This is a genomic window from Corallococcus sp. NCSPR001, from assembly GCF_017309135.1.
GTDB lineage: Bacteria > Myxococcota > Myxococcia > Myxococcales > Myxococcaceae > Corallococcus.
Genome location: NZ_JAFIMS010000002.1, coordinates 1,377,258 through 1,399,588 on the forward strand (window position 1 = coordinate 1,377,258; position 22,331 = coordinate 1,399,588).

Here is a 22,331-nt window from a genome sequence, read left to right on the forward strand (position 1 = left end):
GCACCTGAAGGTCTCGAACGGGCACCGGCCGGACGGGCAGGGGGCCAGAACCCCCTTGAGGGAATGGCCCCCGGACGCGACAGTGCTGAACCATGGATCAAGGTCGGCGTACCTCGGACCGCAAGTCGGTCGGTCTGTTGGTGAAGCTCAAGCATGAGACCGTGGGGAGCTTCACCGAGGAGTTCGCCACCAACATCAGCCCCGGGGGCATGTTCATCCGCTCGCGCACGCCGCAGCCGGTGGGCACGCCCGTGCGCTTCGAGGTGCAGATCGCCAACGGCGTGCGCGTGCTCCAGGGCACCGCGACCGTGCGCTGGGTGCGCGATGTGAACGACCCCGCGGGGCCTCCGGGCATGGGGTTGCAGTTCCAGGACCTGGACACCGCGAGCCGCGCGCTCGTGGACCTGATGCTCCAGCGCAAGCCGGGTGGCAGCACCGCGCCGGCCGCGCCGCTGCCGTCCATTGCTCCGATGGTCGCGCCGGGCATCGCGCCGCTGGCCGCGCCAGGCATCGCGCCGTTGACGACGCCGGGCATCGCGCCGGTGCGTCCGCCCGTGGCCGCGCCGCCAGCCGCCGCCGCGCCCCGGCCCGCCGCTGCGCCCCGGCCCGCGGCCGTCGCACCGCCCGCGCAGCCGGCGGTGGGTGGTGCCGCGCTCGATTCGCTGTTCGATGACCTGGATGCTCCGTCCAGTCCCGCGCCCGGCGCGGACGAGCCGCTGTCCCTGGGCGGCTCGGACGAGCCGTTCTCGTTGGGCTCGCCCGACGAGGACATGGGGCTGGCGCAGGCGGACTCCGCGAACGACGTGGACATCCCGCTGGATGAGCTCATCGCGGGGACGCCTCCGCCCACCGTGCAGGGCGTGCTGTCGGGAGGCGACGAGCCGCTGCCGGGGCTCGACTTCGAGTTCGAGGCTCCGGTCGTGGGAGAGCCCATCGCGATGGGGGAGCCGCTGGAGGAGGTGCCCATCGAAGTGGGGCTCTCCGTGGAGGACGGCGCGGCTTCGGCCGACGCGGGTGGGTTCGAACTGGACTTCTCGGATGTCTCCCCCGAGCCGCCGCCTCGCGCCGCGCCGGTGCCTCCGGCGCCCGTGCAGCGCGCGGCCCCTGCGCCTCCGCCCGCGGCGCCGCCGGTGGCGCCCGCGAAGCCCTCTGGTGGCAGCGCCGAGTTCGACTTCGACCTGTCCTCCCTGGATGACGACGCGCCGCTGGAGTTGGCGCGCGAGCCCACTTCTTCGCCGGGCCGTCAGCGTCCGCTGGGGCGTGAGCCCGCATCCTCGCCCGGCCGTGCCGCCGCGCCGGGGCTGGGGCGTGAGCCGGGCTCCGCCGCTGGCCGTGCGCCGGGACTTGGGCGCGAGCCTGGATCCGCCGCCGGTCGCGCGCCGGGACTTGGGCGCGAGCCTGGATCCGCCGCCGGTCGCTCCGTGCCGGGCCTGGGACTGGAGCCTGGATCCGCCGCTGGTCGCGCGCCGGGACTTGGGCGCGAACCTGGATCCGCCGCCGGCCGTGCCGCGCCGGGTCTGGGGCTTGAGCCGCGCTCTTCTGGCGGTCGCCCCGCCGCGCCGGGTCTGGGACTTGAGCCGCGCTCTTCTGGCGGTCGTCCCGCCGCGCCGGGCCTGGGCCTTGAACCGCGCTCCTCTGGCGGGCGCACCACCGCGCCGGGCCTGGGGCGTGAGCCCGGATCCGCCGCCGGACGTCCTTCCGTTCCGGGCCTGGGACTGGAGCCTGGATCCGCGGCGGGACGTGCTCCGGGGCTGGGCCGCGAACCTGGATCCGTGGCGGGCCGTCCCGGGGCACACGCTCCCGGTGAGCTGCCGTTGGAGCCCGGCTCCTTCGCCAACCGTCCCGCTGCGCCCGGCCTCTCGCAGGAGCCGGCGTCGTCCTGGGGCCGCGCTGTCCCGCAGCAGCCTCCCGCGCCGCAGAGCCCGTCCGGCGGCAGCGCCGAGTTCGACCTGGACCTGTCCATCGACGACGACGGGCCGCTGGAACTCGCGCGCGAGCCCGTGTCCTCCGGGGGCCGTCCCGCCGCGCGGCCCGTGGCCCCTCCGCCGCCACAGCCGCCGCCGAGCGTGCTTCCTCCCTCCGTGCGCCAGGCCCCGCCCGCGCCCGCTCCGGTCGCCCCCGCGACGCTCGCGCCCGCCGCCGCGCCGGTGGCCCCCGCGCCCCCGGCCCTGGACGCCAACGGCCAGGTGCGCCCCATCTACCTCACGCCGCCGCAGACGCTGGCCGGCACGGGGCCGGTCATCGGCATCGACCTGGGCACCACCAACTCCTGCGTGGCGCTCCTGTCCAACGGCCGTCCCGTCGTGCTCCGCTCGCGCGAGGGCTACAACACCATCCCGTCCGTCATCTCGCTGAGCGCGCAGAACAAGCTGCTCGTCAGCCATCGCGCGAAGAACCAGCTCGTGCTGCGGCCCACGCACACCATCTACGGCGCGAAGCGCCTGGTGGGCCGCCCCTACGACAGCGCCGTGGTGAAGCAGGTGCGCGAGCGCTTCCACTACGAAATCACCCCCGACGCCGCCGGCCGCGCCGCCGTGCGCCTGGGCAACGACGTGCTGTCGCTGGAAGAGGTGCAGGGCATCATCCTGCGCGAGTGCAAGGAGATGGCCGAAACCCACCTCAACCAGAAGGTGGAGCGCGCCGTGGTGACGGTGCCGGCCTACTACTCCGAGCCCCAGCGTGAAGCGGTCCGCAAGGCCGGCGCGATGGCCGGCCTCAAGGTGGAGCGCATCCTCAACGAGCCCACGTCCGCGGCGCTCGCGTACGGCCTCAACCGCGAGCTCAACAAGAAGGTGCTCGTCTACGACCTGGGCGGCGGCACCTTCGACGCGACCATCCTGCGCATCGAGAAGAACGTCTTCGAGGTGCTGGGCACCGGCGGCGACATCTTCCTGGGCGGTATCGACTTCGACAACCTCATCGTCGACTTCCTCCTGGAGCGCTTCCAGGAGAAGGAAGGCATCGCGTTCAACGGGGACGGCATCGCCCTGTCTCGCGTGGGCGACGCCGCCGAGCGCGCGAAGATGGCGCTGTCCGAGCGCAGCACGTTCGAGGTCCACATCCCCATGTTGATGATGGACGACGCGGGCCGTCCCCGGGACCTGCGCGTGACGATGTCGCGCCAGGACCTGGAGAAGATCTGCGACCCGCTGCTCAACCGCACCATCGACGTGGTGCGCGACGTGCTCCTGGACTCCAAGCTGAAGGCCTCGGAGGTGGACGACATCATCCTGGTGGGCGGCATGAGCCGCATGCCGCTGGTGCGCGACAAGCTCAAGGGCCTGTTCAGCAAGAACGCGCAGGCGAGCGTCAACGCGGACGAGGCCGTGGCGCTGGGCGCGGCGCTGTACTCGGGCTCGGTGGACAAGGTGAGCAGCGTGGTGCTCATCGACGTGCTGCCCATGACCATTGGCGTGGCCATGCCCGGCGGCGGCTTCAAGCGCGTCATCGAGCGCAACAGCCCGCTGCCCACGCAGCGCTCGTTCGCCATCAGCACGTCGCAGGACAACGAAGAGCGGATGGAGCTGTCCGTCTTCCAGGGCGAGGACAACCACATCTCCGCCAACGAGTACCTGGGCACCGTGCGCATGGAAGGCCTGCCGAAGGGCCCCAAGGGCTCCGTGCGCGTGGCGGTGACGCTCAAGCTGGACTCCGAATGCGTGCTGCACGTGGAGGCGCGTGAGTATTCGACGCGCAAGGAGGTGAAGGCGACGCTCGCCACGCGCTACTCGCCGGAGGAGCTCCAGAAGCAGCTCCAGGTGAGCAAGGAGGCGGTGAGCGCCGCCGAGGAGCGCCGGGGCGCGGACCTGAAGGATCGCGCGGGCCGCTTCTGGGGATTCGTGAAGAAGGCGCTGGGCCGCAAGTAGACTGGCGCGATGACCGCCTCCGCCCCCCGCTACATGGCGCGCTTCCGTTGCATCGCGGAAGCGTGCGAGGACACCTGCTGCGCGGGGCTGACGGTGCCCATCAGCGAGTCGCGCTGGAGCCTGCTGCGCCAGAAGGTCGCGGGCACACCGGACGAGGCGCGCGTCGCGGCGCTGATTACACCGAACCCGGACGGCGCCACGGGCCAGCAGGCGGGCATCCTGGGAAAGCGCGCGGACGGACACTGCGCCTTCCTGGACGAAGCGAAGCTGTGCTCGCTCCAGCGCCGCTACGGCGAAGCGGTGTTGCCGGACGGCTGCTCCGTCTTCCCGCGAGTGCTCACGCGCTGGGGCGCGCAGGTGGAGATGGCCGGGTCGCTCGCATGTCCGGAGACGGCGCGCCTGTGCCTGCTGGCGGAGGACGCGCTGGTGCGCGAGCCCGTGCCCGAGGAACAGGCCCTGCGTCCGCAGGTCGCGCGGCAGGTGGCGGCGGGAGATGACGCGTGGACGGCCCACGCGGACACCGTGCGCGAAGCGATGCTGCGGCTCTTGAATCGCCGCGAGGTCCCGTACGCCGCGAGGCTGTACGCGCTGGGCCGCATGGCGCTGGACCTGGGCGACTTCTACCTCCCGGGGACGACGGCGTTCGGTTCAGCGGCAGGCGAGGCGACACGGCATCCCAGCGCGAGTGACGCTTCCGCGATCGAGGTGCGTGAGCCCATGTCGGACTCCGCGCCGGAGGCAGGCGAGGGCCGCGCGGAAGCAGCCGAAGCGCGGCTCACGCAGGTCCTGCGCGAGTACGAATCCGCGGACATGCTCGCGTCCCTGCACGCGCAGCTCCAAGTGCTGGAGCTGCCCGGAGGCCCGTGGGCCGGCATCTGCGGCGCCGTGCTCCGTTCACGCGAGGCCGCCGTGAGCAGCCCGCGCTTCCTCGCGCTCATGGACGCCGTGCGCGCGTCCTACGGTGGCGCGGACACGCATCCCGACCCGGCTTGGGAACTCCACGCCGCGCGGCGCTCCGCACTGGAAGCCCTGCACGGGGAACGCGTGCACCAGTACTTCCTGCACCACGCGCTCAACCACGTCCTACGCCACCCGTTCACGGAAGCCGAGAGCCTCCTGAACGCCGTGTTCCTGCTCGTGCTGCGCGCCTCCGTGGTGCGCTGGGTGCTGCTCGGGCACCCGGCCGTGGTGGCGCTGCTGGAGGCTCCCGGCACGCCCGTGGCCTCGCTGGATGCCGCCGCCGTGGAGGCGTTCCAGGTCGTCGCCAAGCACGTGGAGCAGGCGCCCTCGTTCCTGGACTTCGCGAAGGGGCTGGCCGGCGAAGGTCCGGAGACCTTCGCGCGGCTGCTCATCCTGGTGAAGGGCCTGTAACGCTCAGCCCTGCTGCTTCGGCTTGGCGCCCAGCTGCTGCATGGCCCGCTGGAACGATGGGTACTCGTGCGCGCCCTGGATGGCCAGCTTGTCACCCAGGATGAAGGTGGGCACCGCGCGGATGCCCATCTCCTGGGCCCCGCGCACGGACTCCTCCACCACCTGCCGGTAGCGGCCTTCCTCCACCGCGCGCTGGAGCGCGTCCGGATCCAACCCGGCCTCCACGCCCGCGGCCCGCAGCGTGTCCCACTGCCAGAGGTCCTGCCCTTCACTCCAGTAGCGCCGCAGGATGGCCGCCTGGAAGGGCTCCAGCCTGCCTTGAGCGCGCGCGTACTCCGCCGCCTCGTGCGCCCGGCGCGTGGACGGGATGATGTCCCGCTGCACCATCGTCAGCCCGGCCTTCGCGGCGCGGAGCTTCAGGGGATTGTTGGGGTCCTTCATCCCCTGGCGCACGTACTCGGGCAACGGCAACCCTTCCGGAGGCGTCTCCGGGCGCAGGAAGTAGGGGTGCCACTCCACCTGGACGTCGTATTCCTTCTTCAGCTTCTCGACCTCACCGAGGCCGACGTAACACCAGGGTCAAACGAAGTCGGACCAGATGTGGACGACGATGGGTGCGCTCATGGGCTGAATCTCTAGCACCGCGCGTCAGGGCCTTCCACCCATTCCACCGGGGCCCGCATCCATCGGTGGACAGTGCGTCCTCCCGAGGGCACGGTCCGGGTTCCATCTCTCCGGAGGAACCCACCCATGCCCCTGTCGCTCCTCGCGGCCCTGGCGCTCGGCGCAAGCCCCGCGCCCGCGCCGCATCCGTTCAATCAACAGGACCTGGTCACGCTGCGCCGGCTCAGCAGCCCGCGCGTCTCTCCCGACGGCCGCCAGGTCGCCTACGTCCTGCGCTCCACCGACCTGGAGGCGAACCGCGGCCGCACCGACCTGTGGCTCGTCAACCTGGACGGCTCCGCGCCGCGCCAGCTCACCACGGACCCGAGCAGCGACAGCGACCCCGTCTGGGCGCCGGACGGCAAGAGCCTCTTCTTCCTGTCCTCGCGCGGCGGCTCCTCGCAGGTGTGGCGCCTGCCCGTGGACGGCGGCGAGCCGATGCCCGTCACGAAGCTGCCGCTGGACGTGAACAGCTTCGCGCTGTCACGTGACGGCCAGCAGCTCGCGGTGGCGCTGGACGCGCGCCCCGACTGCGCGGACCTCGCGTGCAACACCCAGCGCGCCGCGGAGGCCTCCAAGAAGAAGACCACCGGCCGCGCGTATGATCAGCTCTTCGCCCGCCACTGGGACACCTGGAAGGACGGCACGCGTTCGCACCTGTTCGTCGTCCCGGTGGCCGGCGGCACGGCCGTGGACGTGATGAAGGGCATGAACGCGGACGCGCCCAGCAAGCCCTTTGGCGGCGCGGAGGAGTTCACCTTCACCCCGGACGGCAAGGGCATCGTCTTCGCCGCGCGCGACGTGGGCCCCACCGAGTCGTGGTCCACCGACCTGGACCTGTTCCTCGCGCCCGTCGACGGCAAGACGAAGCCGCGCAAGCTCACGGAGAAGAACCGCGCCACGGACACCAGCCCCGTGTTCAGCCCGGACGGCAAGACGCTCGCGTACGTGGCCATGTCCCGCCCCGGCTTCGAGGCCGACCGCTTTCGCGTCATCCTGCGCACGTGGCCGGGGGGCCAGGAGCGCGTGCTGACCCAGGACTGGGACCGCTCGGCGGGCTCGCTCGCGTGGAGCAAGGACGGCGCCACGCTCTACACCACCGCCAACGACGTGGGGCAGAACACCGTGTTCGCCCTGGACGTGGCCACCGGCAAGGCGCGCAGCCTCACCCAGGGCGGCAGCGCGGATGGCGCCCAGCCCGCGGCGGACGGCCAGGTCGTCTACGCCATGGATGACCTGGACTCGCCGGCGGACCTGTACGCGGTGAAGGCGGACGGCACCGGCGCGCGGCAGCTCACCCAGGTGAACAAGGACGCGCTCGCGGGCCTGAAGTTCGGCGCCTTCGAGCAGTTCAGCTTCCCGGGCTGGAACAACGAGACGGTGCACGGCTACGTGGTGAAGCCGGTGGACTTCGACCCGAAGCGCCAGTACCCGCTGGCCTTCCTCATCCACGGCGGACCGCAGGGCAGCTTCGGCAACCACTTCCATTACCGGTGGAACCCGCAGGTGTACGCGGGCCGCGGCTACGTGGCGGTGATGATCGACTTCCACGGCTCCACCGGCTACGGCCAGGCCTTCACGGACTCCATCTCCGGGGACTGGGGCGGCAAGCCGCTGGAGGATTTGCAGAAGGGCCTGAGCGCCGCGCTCCAGAAGTACCCCTTCATCCACAAGACGAAGCGGTGCGCGCTGGGCGGCAGCTACGGCGGGTACATGATCAACTGGATCGCCGGCAACTGGGCGGACGGCTTCCAGTGCCTGGTGAACCACGACGGCATCTTCGACGAGCGCGCCGCCTACTACGACACCGAGGAGCTGTGGTTCCCCGAGTGGGAGCACAAGGGGCTGCCCTGGGAGAAGCCGGAGTCGTACGAGAAGTTCAATCCGGTGAACCAGGTGGCGAAGTGGAAGACGCCCATGCTCGTCATCCACGGCGGCAAGGACTACCGCGTGGTGGACACGCAGGGCATCGCCACCTTCACCGCGCTCCAGCGCCGCGGCATCCCGTCCCGCTTCCTGTACTTCCCGGACGAGAACCACTGGGTGCTCAAGCCGCAGAACAGCATCCAGTGGCACGACGAGGTGCTGGGCTGGCTGGACCGCTGGACGCGCAAGTAGCGCGCGTCCAGCAAGGCATCCCTTGAGGCGCTGGGCTTCAGGGGATGCCGAAGCAGTCGTCGATGCAGCTGGCGATGACCTCCGCGCAGGTGCGGTCGGCGATGCACTGCGAGCACTCCGCGGTGCGCTCGCGGCGCTTGTCCTGCTCGCTCTCCTTCTCCTCCTCCCAGGCGCCAATCTTTTCGGCGCACTTGCCGGTGTCCAGGTCGGAGTCGAAGCACGTCTTGCGGTAGTCGCAGATGGCGTCGGCGTCGTTGGAGCATCCGGTGAGGAGCAGCACGGAGACACAGGAGGCCAGGGCAATCAGTCGGGACATGGCCCGGCACTATGCACGCGGAGGGCGCCTCCCGTGAATGCACTTCAGGGGAGGCGCTTCCACGCTTCACTGCTGCTGCATTACTTCGTCTTCGTCGCACCGCCCATGGAGCCGCTCGGCGGGGTGGCGCCGTGGTTCATGGAGCCGTGGTCCATGGTGCCGCCCTGCATGCCGGCGCCGCCCACGCCCATGGCGTCGTCCAGCTTGCCCAGCGTCTGGTAGGCCATGTCGCGGTGCTTGGGCAGCTCCTGGGTGAGCTGCGTGAGCATGGTGGTCATCTCCGCGGGAGCGGAGGTCATGCCCTGCTTGGCGGCCATCACCTTGCCAATGGCCTCGTCATGGGCGCCGACCTGGCCGGACATGTAACACGAGTCGAACGGCGCGCCCTTCAGCGCCTGGAGCTTCTCCATGTTCGCCTTGTCGGCGGCCATGGCCTTCTTCTCCACGTCGTTGGCGGGCTTGGGCATCTCCGCCAGCTTCAGGTTCTGCGTCTTCGCAAAGTCCATGACCTGCTTGTCCGCGGCCGTGTGCGAGTCGATCATCATCTTCGCGTAGCTCTGCACGTCCGGGTTCTCCGAGTTCTTCTGCGCGAGCTCGGCCTGCTTGATCTCCGACTGGTTGATGTAGTGCAGGCGCTCCAGGAAGGCCTTCGGATCCGTGGGGGCCATGAAGCCCTTGAACTCGGCCATGCCCTTGGCGGCGGGAGCGGGCTTCGTCATGGGCGCGGCCGTCTGGGCCAGCGAGACGCCGCCGGTGAAGAGGACCGCGGCGAGGGTGACTCCGTGCAGGGTGCGCTTCATGGGTGCAGCTCCTTTTCAGGGCCTCGGAAGTGAGGCGGGACAAGTCGGTGGACCGGACACACCCGGTCCGCGCGGCGCACCTTGGAGCAGGGCGCGGCGCTGGACCCAGTGGGTGGGAAGGAGGACGTGTGCCAATTCACGTTGCGCCCACGGACCGGTGCGCCAGTGGACAGCGCCACTGACCCCGGGACCGGGAGCGGACGTTCAGCACCGCACGACTGTCTGGGAACTCCATCCCGTCCTCCTCGTGCCCGGAAAGCTAGGCATCCCGGGAGGGAGGGAAGGGAACGGAGACAGGGGCCCGGCTGGCTGGCCGCCGGGGAGGAGGGCTACTTCGCGGGTTTTGGAGCGGGCGCGGGCTTCGGGGCGTCAGGCGTACCGGCGGGGACGTTCTTCGTCTCCGACAGCTCGTCCTCGGCGCGCAGGAAGGCCTGGGCGGCGCGGTCCACGTCGTCGGGCTTGAGGCCCGTGAGGTTGGCGGCGGCCAGGCGCGTGCGGGACGCGAGCGCCGTCTCTCCCAGCGCGCCGTGGATGCGCGTGAGGGCCACGTGGATTTCCGGGTCGAACGGGTCGGAGGCCAGCGCCTCCAGGTACGCCGTCTTCGCCTTCGGGTAATCCTTGCGGAACAGCAGGATGCGGCCCAGGTGCACATTGGTGGAGGGCGAGCCCGGGTGCATGCGCAAGGAGCCGCGCAGCACGGACTCCGCCTCCTCCAGCCGGCGCAGCTCCAACAGCGCGAGCGCGAACTTGTTGGACACGGACTCGTACTTGTCGCCCACCAGCTTGTGCGCCCGCGCGTACTCCTCCGCGGCGGCCTTCACGCGGTTGCGCTCGCGCAGCACCTCGCCCAGGTGCGCGAACTTGCGCGCGGGGACCTCGGTCACCTCGGAGAAGCCGCCGAAGGAGATTTCACGCCCCTTCTTCTCGCTGTCCTTCTGCGCGCCCTTGGCGTCCTCCTTGAGCACCACGCGGTCGTCGCGAGGCACCAGCTCCTGCGGGAAGGGCTGCTTCTTCACGTAGGACAGCCAGGTCTTCTCGAAGAGGGGGAAGGACATGCCCGTCGCCGCCTCCACCGCCTTCTTGTCCGGCTGGCCCGCCTTCAGCTCCTGGAGCAGCGTGCGCAGGCCCGCGGTGCCCTGGGTGCCGTGGATGTAGTCGATGGCGTAGAACACCTCCGCGAACGCGGTGGCCGCGTCCTCCGCCGTGGGCAGCATGGCGATGGAGGGGTGCATCTTCTCGAAGGGGATGAGCTTGTCCTCCTTCACGCGCTTGCCCAGGAGCGCCTGCGTGGACGGCGTCATGGCCAGGCCGCCCTTGCCACGCCAGCGCGACTCCAGGAACTTGGCCAGGCCCTCATGCAGCCAGATGGGCACGGTGTTGTGGGACATCTGGCTGACCACCAGGTGCACGTACTCGTGCGCCAGCGTGTCCTGCCAGTCGTAGCCCTGGGCCACGGCCTTGGGGCTCGTCACCATCAGCTTGTTGAACTTGCAGATGGCGATGGTGCCCGTGGTGCGGATCTGCTTCTCCGTCAGCGTGCTGACGCGGGACAGCTCGCGCGCGTTGTTCACCACCTCCACGCGCACCTTGCCCGGCGGCGTCCACCCCAGGTCCTCCGCGAGCGCGCGGTGGATGGACTCCAGCGTCTCCAGCGCGTAGGGCACCAGCACCTCTTCCTTGCCCTTCGGGTAGAAGAAGATGAAGTGCTCGCTCTCCGCCTTCTGGTGGTCCTTGACGATGGCGCGCGTGTCCTTGGCCAGCCGCAGGTAGCTGCCCGGCTTGTCCTCGATGTTGGCGCCTTCCAGCAGCGTCACCGCGTCTTCGTACTGCCCCTCCTCGAAGGCCACGCGCCCCTGGAAGTACTTCAGGGGCTCCAGCTCGGAGGGCACGCGCTTCTCGACCTCGGCCAGCTCGCGGCGGGCGCCGCCCACGTCCCAGTCGTCCAGCGACTGCTCCACCTTGCCCAGCCGCTGCTTCACCTCTTCCTTGAGGGCCGCGTCGGGGGGCTGCGCGAAGGCCGTGGGGACGGCGACGAGGAGGGCGCACAGGACGCCCAGTCCGTTGAGGGACGCGTGCATGTGGCGGCTCACTTCACCAGCTCCTCGTAGTAGCGCTTCACCTGCTCGCGGTACTTCTCCGGCGCGCCCTGCTTCATCGCGTCCAGCAGGTCCTTGCGGAACTCGCGAGGCGCCTGGAACGCGTCCTCGTCCGGCAGCTCCACCTTGTCCTGCGGGTTGCGGCCGTTGCCCTCCTGGCGCCGGCCGGAGCCCATGGGCATGGGCAGCCCGCGGCCGCCCTTGCGGCCCTTCTGGCTCTGCTGCATCTGCTGCTGGAAGCGCTTGAGGCCTTCCATGGCGGCCTGCTGTTCGCCGTAGCCGCGGCCGGGGTCCTTGCCCTGCATGCGCTGGGACGCCTCGCCCATGCGCTGGCCAATCTCATCCATCTGCTGGCCGGCCTCTTCGCCGAACAGCGGCGCCGTCTGCTCCATGTCCTCCATCTGCTGGCGCAGGCCCTGCGCGCGCTGCTCCAACTGCTGCTGGCGCTGGCCCAGCTGCTGGAGCTGCTGCTTCTCCTGCTGCGACAGCTGCGAGCCCGGCGGCGGGAAGAGGTTCTGCAGCTGCTGGCTCACGTCCGCCACGTCGCGCGCGTCCCGCTTGAGCTGCTCCGCGAGCTTCGCGGACTGCTGGCGCACTTCGGGCGGGTTGCCGAACATCTCATCCAGCTGGCGCTGCTGCTCGCCCATGCTGGACAGCTGGCGCGCGGCATCTTCCGCGCGCGCGGCGGACTCCGCGGCCAGGTCGAAGTCGTCCACCTTGAGCGCGTTCTCCACGTTGCGCAGCTCGGACTGGGCCTCCTCCAGCGGGCGGGCCGCGCGGCTGTTGAGCCGGCCCGGGTCCAGCTTCTGGTAGTCGTCCTGCACCTGCTTCAGCTTGCGGTTGAGCTCGTCCTTGAGGGCCTGGCCCTTCTCCTTCAGCCGCTCGCGGTTCTGCCCCCGGGCCTGGTCGCGCAGGGCGCGCGTCTGCTCGGCGACCTTCTGCTGCTCGTCCATGGTGCCCTGCAGGTCGTCCATGAACTTGCCGAACTTCTCCGCGAGCTCCGGGTACTGCTCCGCGCCGAAGTCCTCCTGGGACTTGTCCATGGACTCGAGCATCTCGTCCATCTGCATGCCCAGCTCCTGGAGCTTCGCCAGGGCCTCGTCCGCCTTGCCCTCCTGCATCAGGCGCTCGACCTCATCCATGGCGCCCTGCATGTCCTCCTGCTGCATCATCTCCGACAGCGCTTCGGCGTTGAGGTGCTCGTCGCGGATGCCCTTGCGCAGCTCCGCCATGCGCTGCATCAGCTCCTGGATGCGCGACTTGAGCTGTTGGATCTGCTGCATCACCTGCTCGCGCGCGGCCTCGTCCGGGTTGGCCTTGAACTGCTCGATGAGGCGCGACAGGTCGCGGCGCTCGTTGGCCAGCTGCTTCGTCAGCTCCTGGAGCGCCTCCAGCTTCTGCCGGTCCAGCAGCGACTCCAGGTAGAGGATGTCGCGCTCCAGGCCCTCGATTTCGTCCTCCACCACGGCGGTGAGCCGGGTGCCGGTGCCCCAGTCCTCGCCGCGCGCGCGCTGGGTGCGCAGGTACAGGCGGCGGAAGTCGGCGGTGGTGCCCACGCTGCGCTTGAGCTCCCCGCCGATGTTCAGCAGCGCGGAGACAATCTCCTTGGGCACGTCCTTCTCCCGGGACAGCTCGGCGCCCTGCGCGCGGAAGTCGTCCGCCAGCTGCTGGCCGCTCGTGTCCACGGACTTCGCGGTCTCCACCGCGGCCGCGTCCTTCTGCTTCGCGCGGTCGGGCCCCTCCAGGCGGTCCGCCAGGTGGTCCACGAGGCGGCCCCACAGCACTTCGGCCTTCTCCAGGGCGGCGCGGCGGTGCTCGGCGGCGCTGTAGACGCGCAGGGTCTGCGTGCGGCTGACGCCCTTCTTGGGGCCCTCCACCGCGTCGTTGTCCCTGGCCTCCACGTAGTAGGTGATGCGGTCGCCGGGGGCGGGCTTGAGCGGGCCCAGGTCCCAGTTGAAGGTGCCCCGGCTGCGGCGGCTGTCCTCGCGCGGCAGGTTCACGCGCGTCTCCTGCTTCGCGCCGGGCATGCGGTATACGAGCGCCAGGCCGGACAGGCCGTAATCGTCGGTGGCCTCGTACTTGAGCGTCACCGTCTGGCCGGGGTCGACCTCAATCTCCGTGGACGGGACGAGCAGCGTCACCTGGGGCGCCTTGTCCGCCTCCACGGTGAGCGGGATGTCCGGGCCCACCGCGAGCGGCTTCGCGCGCGCGCCGTAGAAGACGAAGTGGTAGTGGCCGCCCTGCTTCGCCACGAAGCTGCCGGTGAGCTCGCGGCCGCCGGTGACGGTGAGGGGCAGCGTCTGGTCGTTGACCACGACCTCCGCGCGCTCGATGGGCCGGTCCGAGCGCGTCTTCAGCGCGACCTCGGTGCCGGCGGGCGCGCTGGCCTCGCCGTTGGTGCCGGGCACGGTGCGCGGCGCGAGGCCGGTGTACGCGGGGTAGCGGTAGGTCAGCTCGATGTCGCCGGTGATGGGCTCCGCCTGCGCGGCGGTCTCCGGACGCGCGGCCTGCTCGCGCAGGTGCTTCCAGCCCGCGGCCCAGCGGCCCCCCACGAAGAACATCAGCACCGCGAGCGCCAGCACGACGCCGCCGCACGCCATGGCCACGCGCCGCAGCGGCTGGCGGTCCACCACGAGCCCGGGGTCCACCGTGCGGGCGCGCTCGTCCATCTGCCGCAGGAACGCGTCCGCGAGCTGCGGGGACCAGCCAGCCTCTTCACGGCGCTCGCGCGACAACTCCACCGCGGCGAGCACGTCCAGCGACAGCTCCGGGCGGCGCTGGCCCACGAGCCGGGCGGTGCGCGCGTCGTCGCCCACCTGCCGGTGCGCGAGCACGACGCCGAAGACGTACGCCACTGCGGCGCCCACGGGCAGGGCGAGCCACAGGAGGCTCCGGGCGAGCCCCGGCACCGCGCGGCCCAGCAGGCCCGTGGCGAACAGGAGCACGAGGGCCGCGACGGCGCCCAAGAGCAGGCCCTGGGCCCAGAGCTGGCGGCGCTGGCGGGCGCGCACCTGGGCGAGCAGCTCCGCCACGCCTCCGGAGCGCGCTTCGCGCCGGGCCTGGGGGGGCGGGGCCGGAGGAGGCGGCGGGGGCGGCAGCTCGGGGGCTGGGCTCTGCGGTGTCTCGAGGTTCACGCTGGCTTGTCCGCTCGTCGGTCGCGAGCCAACCCCGGGCGGGGCCGGCTATTTCCCAATTGTGGCGCACTCCCGCCGTCTTCGCGCGTGCATCGCCGGGGCGGAGGACAGAAAGGAAGGGGCCTGTGTCCGCCGCACGAAGGAGGGGCGGACGGCAGGGTTCTGGGGACAACGCGGAAGGGGGACCCGGGCCCTCCCCGTCCGGTGCGGACGGCGGGAGGGCAGGGGGGCGCGCTCAGCCTTCGGCGGGAGGGGTGGGGCGGGAGGGGGCCGCGTCCTCCAGGGGCGCGGAGAGGCCGCCCAGCTCCTCGGCGAGCGCCTTGAGCACCTCCTGGGTGAAGACGATGCGGTCGCGGGGCAGGCGGGCGAGCACGCGCTGCACGGCGGACTCGACGGTGCCCTCGGACGGGATGTCCAGCGCGCGGCCGGCGTCGGTCAGCGCGAAGAGCGCCTTGCGGCCGTCGAGCGGATCCGACTTGCGCTCCAGCAGGCCGCGCTTCTCCAGGCGCTTGAGCACGCCGGTGAGCGTGCTGGGGTGCACGTGGAGGATGTTGGCGAGCGTGCCGGCGGTGATGCCCGGGAAGCGGCCCACGAGCCGGATGACGAGGCGCTGCGGGCCGGTGAGCCCCAGCGTGGACTCCATCCGCTTGGACGTGGACTGCAGGCCATGGTCCACGGCCCACAGCAGGCGCATGAACTCCAGCACCTCACCCAACTGCTGCTGATGCTGCTGCGAACCCCGGGACCTGCTGCCCTCCGGGCCTGCCATCGACTCCGGGGCTTGTGTGTCCTTCATGGGCGCATCCTCCCTCACCTCCGGCCTCCCTGTCTTTCCGTTGTGTTCCAAAGATGGGCGTGTCCTAGCGCGTCGGCCTGGGCGTTCCAGCAAAATCCGGAAGGGGTGCGCTCAGGCGGACGGGGCCGCCCGGCTGGAGGCCTTGGGAGGCGGCGGAAAGCCGCCATCCCCGGGGCATGCCGGAGCCCGGGAATGGCGGCCCTCCTGAACCTGACTCAACCAATGGTTGTATTTGTCATGGGTTCGTGACGCTTGCCTCCCTTCCCGGCGACAGGGAGGCGGGGACCTGCTCCTTCTTGAGGGTCGTGGGGCCGGTGAGGGCCAGGTGGGCCCTCAGCTTGAGGAACTTCTTCTTTCCGAAGCCCTTGACCCGGACCAGTTCCTCGACGCGACCGAAGGGCCGCTTCTTGCGGTGCTCAAGGATGCGCTGCGCCGCCTTCTCACCCACGCCCGGCAGCAGGTCCAACTCCGCCGCCGTGGCTTCATTCAGGTTGACCACCCCCACGTATTGCATGCGCGGGCTGGCGGCATCCGCACGCCCCGGCCCCATCAGCACGCAGCCCAACACCCACGCCCAGGCCCACTTCACGAGTGGCCCCCCACGCCCGCCTCCAGCGAAGGCTCGCCGCCGCCGAAGCGGCTGCCGGCCGCCGTGTCGCGCTTCTCCGCCGCTTCGCGCACGTGCAGCTTCCCGTCCAGGGGCAGCACGTCCAGCAAGACGTTGAGCGAACCGTCCTTGTTGACGAACGCGCTGCCCGCGCGCACCCAGATGCTCCCGCCCTTGCCCTCGCGGATGGAGAACACCGCCAACCGCTTCCCCGCCATCAGCATCGACACGCTTCCCCCTTCAGACTCCCGCGCCACCACGGCCCGGGCACCTCGCTGGCTCGACCGCCTGAGGTCGCGTCCGGGCTTGAGCAGCCCGCGTGCCAGCGGCGTGCTCCTCTGAAGTGGAGTCCGTGCACCGTGCGGCGGTGCGTGAGGCGTCCACGAGCGGGGATGGGCGCGGATGCTCCAGTGGGTGTCTTGCGCGGTGAGAGACGGGACAGCGCGTCCGCACAGCAGTCACCGGGAACAGGGATGGCGGGCGAATTGACTCCGCGGTGCGGAGACAATTGGAGGCACGCTCCTAATGCGGCTTCGGCGAGGAGAACCTGCGCCGGTCGCTCCAACTCGCCACCGACTTTCCCGAAGCGGAGATTGTCGCAGCACTGCTGCGACAATTGGGGCGAGGGAGTAGGAATCGCCTCAGCGCTCGCTGTCGAGCATCTTCATCTGCTGCTCGGGGTAGCGCGTGCCGGCGATCGCCTCTTTCGGGAGGATGGCCTCGACGGCGGCCACATCATCGGATGACAGGGGCTTCTCCAATGCTCCGAGCACGTCGTGCAGTTGCTTTCGCGTGCGTGCTCCGACGACGGGCACGAACCCCGGTTGCTTCGCGAGCACCCACGCCACGGAGAGCTGCGCGGGCGTCATCCCTCGCTCCGCGGCGTATGCGTGGAAGCGCGCGATGGCCGCCGCGTTGCGCTGGCCCGCTTCGCCAGCGAAGCGCGGGTAGTGCACGCGGGCTCCTTCCACCTTCGCGCCCGTCAGCAGTCCGCGGGAGAGCACGCCGTACAGCGTCGCGCTCATGCCCAGCTCGGTGAGCGTGGGGAAGAGGGTCTTCTCCGGCTCGCGCGTGATGAGCGAGTACTCAATCTGAAGGTCGCTCAACGGGTGCACCTTCGACGCTCGGCGGATCGTCTCGGCGCCGACCTCTGAGAGTCCGATGCTTCGCACGTAGCCGCCCTTCACCAGGTCGGCGATCGCTCCCACCGTGTCTTCAATCGGCACGGTCGGGTCCAGCCGGGCGGGGCGATAGACGTCGATGTGGTCCACGCCGAGTCGTTGCAGGCTGTACGTGATGAAGTTCTTCACCGCCGCAGGGCGCCCATCGAAGCCCACGGGTGCTCCGTCCGGTCCGCGCATGGCCCCGAACTTCACCGAGAGCCGCACCTTGTCGCGCTGACCCTCGATGGCTCGGCGGATGAGCAGCTCGTTATGACCGCTGGCGTAGAAGTCGGCCGTGTCCAGCAGCGTCCCCCCCCGGTCGATGGCCTCGCGGAGGGTCGCGATGCTCTCCGTCTCGTCGGACGGCCCGTACGCTCCGGACATGCCCATGCAGCCCAGCGCGACGGGAAACACCCGCGGGCCTGTCGTACCGAGTTGCGTCGTGCGGTGGGTCGGGGGCATGGCTTCCTCTCCTCCTGCGGTTGGGCTATACGGAACGTTGTTCCGGTACGGCCGCACATATGCGGAACGTTGTTCCGTTTGTCAAGGCGATGAAGAAAACCCAGAGAGTGGATGCCCAGCGCAACCTCGACTCGCTGCTTGAGGCAGCGAAGGCCGTGTTCGCTGAAGCCGGAGTCGACGCGCCCGTGCGCGAGATCGCGAGCCGTGCCGGTGTCGGCATCGCGACGGTGTATCGGCACTTCCCACAGCGGGCGGATCTGATCGCCGCCGTGTACCGGCGTGAAATTGACGCGTGCGCGGCCGAGGCTCCGGCGCTGGCGCGCGAGCATGAGGCCTTCGAGGCGCTGACGCGGTGGCTTCACCGGTTCACCAGCCTCATCGCCACCAAGCGAGGGCTCGCCGCGTCGCTCAATGTGCAGGATCCGGCGTACCAGGCGCTGCCCGCGTACTTCCGTGAGCACCTCGAGCCGGTGCTCCAGTCGCTGCTCACGGCTGCCGCGGCGGCAGGGCAGGTGCGCAAGGACGTCGACGCGTACGAGCTCCTGCGCGGCGTGGCGAACCTCTGCGTCCCCGTGGCGGAGGTCGGCCCCGGTTTCACCCGGAGGATGGTCGACCTGCTCATCGACGGACTGCGCTACGGCGCGACGGCGCCCGTGCCTTGACGGGCTGGGGGTGACCTCCTAGAAGGGCCGGGCCCTTGGGTGCCCATGCCGGGCCTTCAAGAGGGAAGCCGGTGTGAGTCCGGCGCGGTCCCGCCACTGTGAACGGGTTGCCCTGAGGTCCAGGGCCGGAAGCCTCGGCTGTCACCACTTTCGCGTTCCGCGAAGGGAAGGTGGAGGGTTCCTTCCAGAAGGGCGCAGCGTGCGCCCACGTCTGGAGCCTGTCAGCCAGGAGACCTGCCCAGGGGTGCGGCAGCGGTGCTGCCGTGAGGCCTTCTCTCTTCGACGGAGGGAGCGGAAGGCGGAGCATGTCGCGCTCGCTTCTCGCCCGGACCGTCGTCGGTCTGGCGCTCGGTTTCCAGGCACAGGCCCTCGCCGGGCAGGAGACGCCTGCGTCCGAGACGCCGCTCCCTGAGTTCGTCCTCCCCACCGTGGAGGTCATCGGCGAGGAGGTCCCCGAAGCTCCCGTCGACTCCGCTCGACGCCGCGACCCCACCGGCGCCATCACCATCATCGATGCTCGCGAGCGCGCGGGCGAAGCGCGCGACACGGCGGAGCTGCTCGGCGGATCCGCGAGCCTCGTCGTGCAGGACTCCGGTGGATACGGGCAGAGCAAGAGCCTGGTGGTTCGCGGCGCGTCATCCAATGGCGTGCTCGTGTTCCTGGATGGCATCCCGCTCAACGGCGCGGGCGGCGCCGCGGACCTGTCGCTCATCCCCGTCGCGCTGCTGGAGCGGATGGAGATCCTCCGCGGCGCGGCCGGTGCCCGCTACGGCGCGGGGGGGCTGGGCGGCGCGGTGAACCTCGTCACCCGCGCGCCTTCGTCGCGGTTGCTCTCCAGCGGCGAGGTCACCTACGGCAGCTTCGACACCGTGATGGCCCACGTCGCCGCGTCGGGCGCGCTGCTCGAAGGGCAGGCGTTGGTGCTGCTGCATGGCGGCCGTTCCCAGGGCGACTTCAGCTACCGCGTCGACGAGCTGCCCGCGCTGGACGACAACCCGCTCACGCAGGAGGTGCGCACGCGCAATGACGCTCGCGGCGGCGGCGCGCTCCTGAAGTACCGGCATGGCCTGGACGGCGGCGGACGCGTGGATGTGCTCGCGGAGCTGTCGCTACAGGACCGCGCGCTCGCGGGCACCGTGCAGAACCCCACCGTGTCCCGCCGTCAGGACCAGACGCGCCTGTCGCTGGGCGCTCGCTGGGCGCGGCCCTTCGGTGACACGGGCGAAGGCAGTGCTCGCGGCTTCTTCCGCAGCGACTGGCTGGACGTCACCGGCGGCACCACCGGCGTGGAGTCCGGTGCGCAGCGCTACACCGTGGGCGGCGCGGAGGTGGAGGGGCGCGCGGTGCTGGGCCGCAACGCGCTCGCCGTCACGCTCGCTGGCTCCTCGGAGTCCGTCACGCAGGCCGTGGGCGGGCAGGCCGCGTCGTGGTGGCGCGCGAGCGTCATGGCCATGGACGAACTGTCCCTGTTCTCCGAACGCCTGAAGCTGGTGCCTTCCGTGCGCGTGGAGCGCGTGGGGCACTACTCGCTCCTGTCGCCCAAGCTGGGCGCGAGCGTGGACCTGGGCCGCGGCTTCGGCGTGCGCGCCAACGCGGGCCAGTCCCACCGCGCGCCGTCGTTCCTGGAGCTCTACATCCGTCAGGGCCTGCTGCTGCCCAACCCGGAGCTCAAGCCCGAGCGCGCCCTGTCCGTGGACGCCGCGGCCCTGTGGCGCGACGACGTCTGGAGCGTCACCGCGGGCGGCTTCGCGGCGGTGTACGAGAACCTCATCGCCTACGAGCTGTATCCGCCGAATCTCGCCAGGCCCTACAACTTCGCCGCTGCTCGCGTGTGGGGCGCGGAGGTGGAGCTGGAGGTCCGGCCTCGCGCGTGGCTCACCGCCACCAGCAGCTATGCGTGGACCCGCACGCAGAACCGCTACGGCGACCCTCGCTACTTCGGCAAGGAGTTGCCGTATCGCCCTCGCCACAAGTGGGTGGGCCGGCTGCGCGTGGGACCGGACTGGCTCAATGGCCGCACGGAGGTCCTCGTCCAGTCCTCGCAGTTGATCAACCGCGTGGGCGAAGCGCGGCTGTCACTGCCTTCGCGCACCTGGGTGAGCGTGGGGGCCTCCAGCACCTTCCTGCACCGGCCGGACCTCACCGTGTCGTTCGACGTGAAGAACCTGCTCGATGCGCGGACTGCTGATTACACCGGCATGCCGCTGCCTGGCCGCGCCGCTTACGTGACGCTCTCCGTGGCGCTCGACCCTTCCCCCTCCGAGGACTCCCATGTCGCGTCTCCTCCCTGATGCTCGGCTCGCGCTGCTGCTGTCGGCCCTGGCGGCGGCGCTCCTCACCGGCTGCCCGGAGGAGAAGGTCCTGTGCACGTCCGGCCTGAGCGTCTGCGGCGCCGAGTGCGTGGACCTCCAGGGCGACCCGTCGAACTGCGGCGCGTGTGGCACCGCGTGCCGGGCAGGGGAGACGTGTCAGGCGGGCGTGTGCGGATGCCAGCCGGGCACGGAGACGTGCGGTGATGCGTGCGTCGCGCTCGCGAGCGACCCGCTGAACTGTGGCGCTTGCGGCGCCGCGTGTCCGTCCGGTCAGGTCTGTGAATCCGGCACCTGCCGCGAGGGATGCTCCGCCGGTGCGGCGCGGTGCGGGGGCAGTTGCGTCGTGCTGGCGAATGATCCGCTCAACTGTGGTGCCTGCGGCGCGGTGTGCCCGGACGTGCAGTCCTGCCACTCGGGCCGGTGCATGTATGACGTGGTGACGGCCTGCTACACCAACGGGCAGTTGGTCGGCATCCAGGCGGGGACGGACCGGATGGGACCCCGGCGGCAGTTCGGCTCGGGGGTGCAGGCGCTCGCGGCCTGGGATGGCGTGGTGCTGGCGGCGGACGCGGCGCGCTCGGTGCTGTCGCAGGCTCCCGCGGGTGCGCTGGGGACGGTGGCGGAGGAGGACTCGCTGGGCGCGGTGGCGGCTTCGCCCAATGACATCCTCGTTGACCCTCCATATGTGTATGTCCTCGACTCGGTGAACAACACGCTCCAGGTGCTCAAGCGGGAAGGGGCCGCGCAGGGCGGGGGACTGGGACTGCGCACGGTGGGGCAGGTGAACCTGGGCGCGAACACCAGCCCGCAGGTCATCGCGAAGCGCGGCGACACGTTCTACATCCCGCTGTTCGGAACGGCCGGCTCCGACTTCAAGCAGGGCAACGCCGTGGCTCGCGTCAGCGTGAGCGACCCGGAGAAGCCCCGGCTCGTGGACACCGTTCCGCTCACCGGCCTGGACCTGAAGTCTTTCGACGGCGGGATGACGATGGCGCTTCCGTACGCGGCGGTGTCCGTGGACGCGGGCGTGTACGTGGCGCTCACCAACCTCAACCCCGCGAATGACTATCTGCCCAACGGGCCCGGGATGCTCGCGCGCATCGACCCGGCGGATGGTGGCGTGCGGGCCATCGACCTGGGCGCGAAGGACTGCCTCAACGCGGGCGACGTGCAGGCGGTGGGCGACCAGTTGGTGGTGAGCTGCCTGGGCGAGGCGGTGTTCGACACGGCGGGCGGTTACCAGGCCAAGGCGGTGCGGGCCACGGGGCTGGTGCTGGTGAAGGATGACAAGCCCGTGGCGTCGTATGCGCTGTCTCCGGGATGCACCGGCGGGCCGGAGAATGGCTGCGCGCTCGCGGTGGGTGGACGGCTCGCGGTGGTGGGCAATGCCGTGTACGTCACGGACGTGAACGCGGGCCGCGTGTTCGTGGTGGAGGTGCGCGACGGCCAGTTGGTCGAGCGGCGCGGCAACTCCACGCCGCACGCGATGGGACCGGCGCTGGATGCGTGTCCGGTGGACCCTCGTCGCGGCATCTCCAATGCCATCGACATCGTCGCGGTGCCGTGAGGCATTGGCCCCGCTTGTATTGACAAGCCCTGTCGTCCGCCATACTCCAGCGCCCGTCGTTGGTACGCCGCATCCGCACGGTGTGGCGTTTAAAGGGAACCCGGTGTGAATCCGGGACTGCCCCGCAGCGGTGAGCAGGAACGAACGCCGTCCTCGCAAGCACTGGCCCTTCGGTGGGCTGGGAAGCGACGGCCAGTAGGTGGGTGACCCGATGAGGGCCTCCCGCGCCTGTGAGTCCGAAGACCTGCCACGACCCATGCCTCCGGGCATGGCCAGACCGGAGCCTCCGAGGGGAGGTGACGGAGGTCTTCCGCTCGCGCGGCGTGTCGTGTCCTGACGTGTCCCTCGTGCGCGGTCCGCTCTCCGTCCATGCCCCTTGGATTCACCTCGCCCGTGGG

The 22,331-nt window shown here is 70.7% G+C and carries 14 protein-coding genes, 1 pseudogene and 2 riboswitches; of the genes and pseudogenes, 6 read left to right on the forward strand and 9 right to left on the reverse strand.

The window, feature by feature from the left end; translation table 11 throughout:
* The first annotated feature begins 92 nt into the window (after positions 1-92).
* Positions 93-3,866 carry a TIGR02266 family protein gene (locus JYJ93_RS07780; RefSeq protein WP_206787628.1) on the forward strand — a complete coding sequence of 1,258 codons (3,774 nt, stop codon included), beginning with the start codon at positions 93-95 and terminating at the stop codon, positions 3,864-3,866.
* Between the two features lie 9 nt (positions 3,867-3,875).
* The gene (fliB, locus tag JYJ93_RS07785; RefSeq protein ID WP_206787629.1) at positions 3,876-5,237 is read left to right on the forward strand and encodes a flagellin lysine-N-methylase; all 1,362 of its coding nucleotides are present in this window, start codon (positions 3,876-3,878) and stop codon (positions 5,235-5,237) included.
* 3 nt (positions 5,238-5,240) lie between these two features.
* On the opposite strand, the pseudogene JYJ93_RS07790 reads toward fliB, so the two are convergent.
* Positions 5,241-5,804: pseudogene (locus JYJ93_RS07790) on the reverse strand (DsbA family protein); the annotation flags it as partial.
* Between the two features lie 183 nt (positions 5,805-5,987).
* Here JYJ93_RS07790 and JYJ93_RS07795 point away from each other — a divergent pair.
* Complete coding sequence (locus JYJ93_RS07795; protein ID WP_206787632.1) at positions 5,988-8,018, forward strand: S9 family peptidase; 2,031 nt, start codon at positions 5,988-5,990, stop codon at positions 8,016-8,018.
* A gap of 37 nt (positions 8,019-8,055) precedes the next feature.
* Here JYJ93_RS07795 and JYJ93_RS07800 read toward each other — a convergent pair whose 3' ends face one another.
* The 8 genes from JYJ93_RS07800 to JYJ93_RS07835 all read right to left on the reverse strand — a co-directional run bounded on the left by JYJ93_RS07800 (position 8,056) and on the right by JYJ93_RS07835 (position 17,392).
* The gene (locus JYJ93_RS07800; protein ID WP_206787633.1) at positions 8,056-8,334 is read right to left on the reverse strand and encodes a hypothetical protein; all 279 of its coding nucleotides are present in this window, start codon (positions 8,332-8,334) and stop codon (positions 8,056-8,058) included.
* Between the two features lie 80 nt (positions 8,335-8,414).
* Positions 8,415-9,134, reverse strand: coding sequence for a DUF4142 domain-containing protein (locus JYJ93_RS07805; RefSeq protein WP_206787634.1), 720 nt, complete (start codon positions 9,132-9,134; stop codon positions 8,415-8,417).
* 329 nt (positions 9,135-9,463) lie between these two features.
* Entirely contained in the window at positions 9,464-11,212 is a 1,749-nt protein-coding gene (locus JYJ93_RS07810) for a tetratricopeptide repeat protein (protein WP_206787636.1), read from the reverse strand.
* Between the two features lie 8 nt (positions 11,213-11,220).
* A complete protein-coding gene (locus JYJ93_RS07815) occupies positions 11,221-14,364 on the reverse strand; it encodes a DUF4175 family protein (protein ID WP_206787637.1) in 3,144 nt (1,047 codons plus the stop codon).
* A 235-nt stretch (positions 14,365-14,599) separates the two neighbouring features.
* Positions 14,600-15,133: a MarR family transcriptional regulator gene (locus JYJ93_RS07820; RefSeq protein WP_242544252.1), complete on the reverse strand. Its 534-nt coding sequence runs from the start codon at positions 15,131-15,133 to the stop codon at positions 14,600-14,602.
* 262 nt (positions 15,134-15,395) lie between these two features.
* Complete coding sequence (locus JYJ93_RS07825; RefSeq protein WP_206787639.1) at positions 15,396-15,749, reverse strand: helix-hairpin-helix domain-containing protein; 354 nt, start codon at positions 15,747-15,749, stop codon at positions 15,396-15,398.
* The gene (locus JYJ93_RS07830; protein ID WP_206800182.1) at positions 15,746-15,991 is read right to left on the reverse strand and encodes a hypothetical protein; all 246 of its coding nucleotides are present in this window, start codon (positions 15,989-15,991) and stop codon (positions 15,746-15,748) included. Before JYJ93_RS07830 ends, JYJ93_RS07825 begins: the two co-directional genes overlap by 4 nt.
* A 417-nt stretch (positions 15,992-16,408) precedes the next feature.
* Entirely contained in the window at positions 16,409-17,392 is a 984-nt protein-coding gene (locus tag JYJ93_RS07835; RefSeq protein WP_206787640.1) for an aldo/keto reductase, read from the reverse strand.
* A 107-nt stretch (positions 17,393-17,499) separates the two neighbouring features.
* On the opposite strand from JYJ93_RS07835, the gene JYJ93_RS07840 reads away from it, so the two are divergent.
* The 3 genes from JYJ93_RS07840 (at position 17,500) to JYJ93_RS07850 (ending at position 21,933) form a co-directional block, all read left to right on the forward strand.
* Positions 17,500-18,054, forward strand: a complete 555-nt coding sequence (locus JYJ93_RS07840; protein WP_269012821.1) for a TetR/AcrR family transcriptional regulator — start codon at positions 17,500-17,502, stop codon at positions 18,052-18,054.
* A gap of 35 nt (positions 18,055-18,089) precedes the next feature.
* Positions 18,090-18,296: riboswitch (cobalamin riboswitch) on the forward strand.
* Between the two features lie 63 nt (positions 18,297-18,359).
* A complete protein-coding gene (locus JYJ93_RS07845) occupies positions 18,360-20,345 on the forward strand; it encodes a TonB-dependent receptor (protein WP_206787642.1) in 1,986 nt (661 codons plus the stop codon).
* Complete coding sequence (locus JYJ93_RS07850; RefSeq protein ID WP_206787643.1) at positions 20,326-21,933, forward strand: MXAN_6577-like cysteine-rich protein; 1,608 nt, start codon at positions 20,326-20,328, stop codon at positions 21,931-21,933. Before JYJ93_RS07845 ends, JYJ93_RS07850 begins: the two co-directional genes overlap by 20 nt.
* A gap of 43 nt (positions 21,934-21,976) precedes the next feature.
* Positions 21,977-22,200, forward strand: a riboswitch (cobalamin riboswitch).
* Positions 22,201-22,331: the final 131 nt, after the last annotated feature.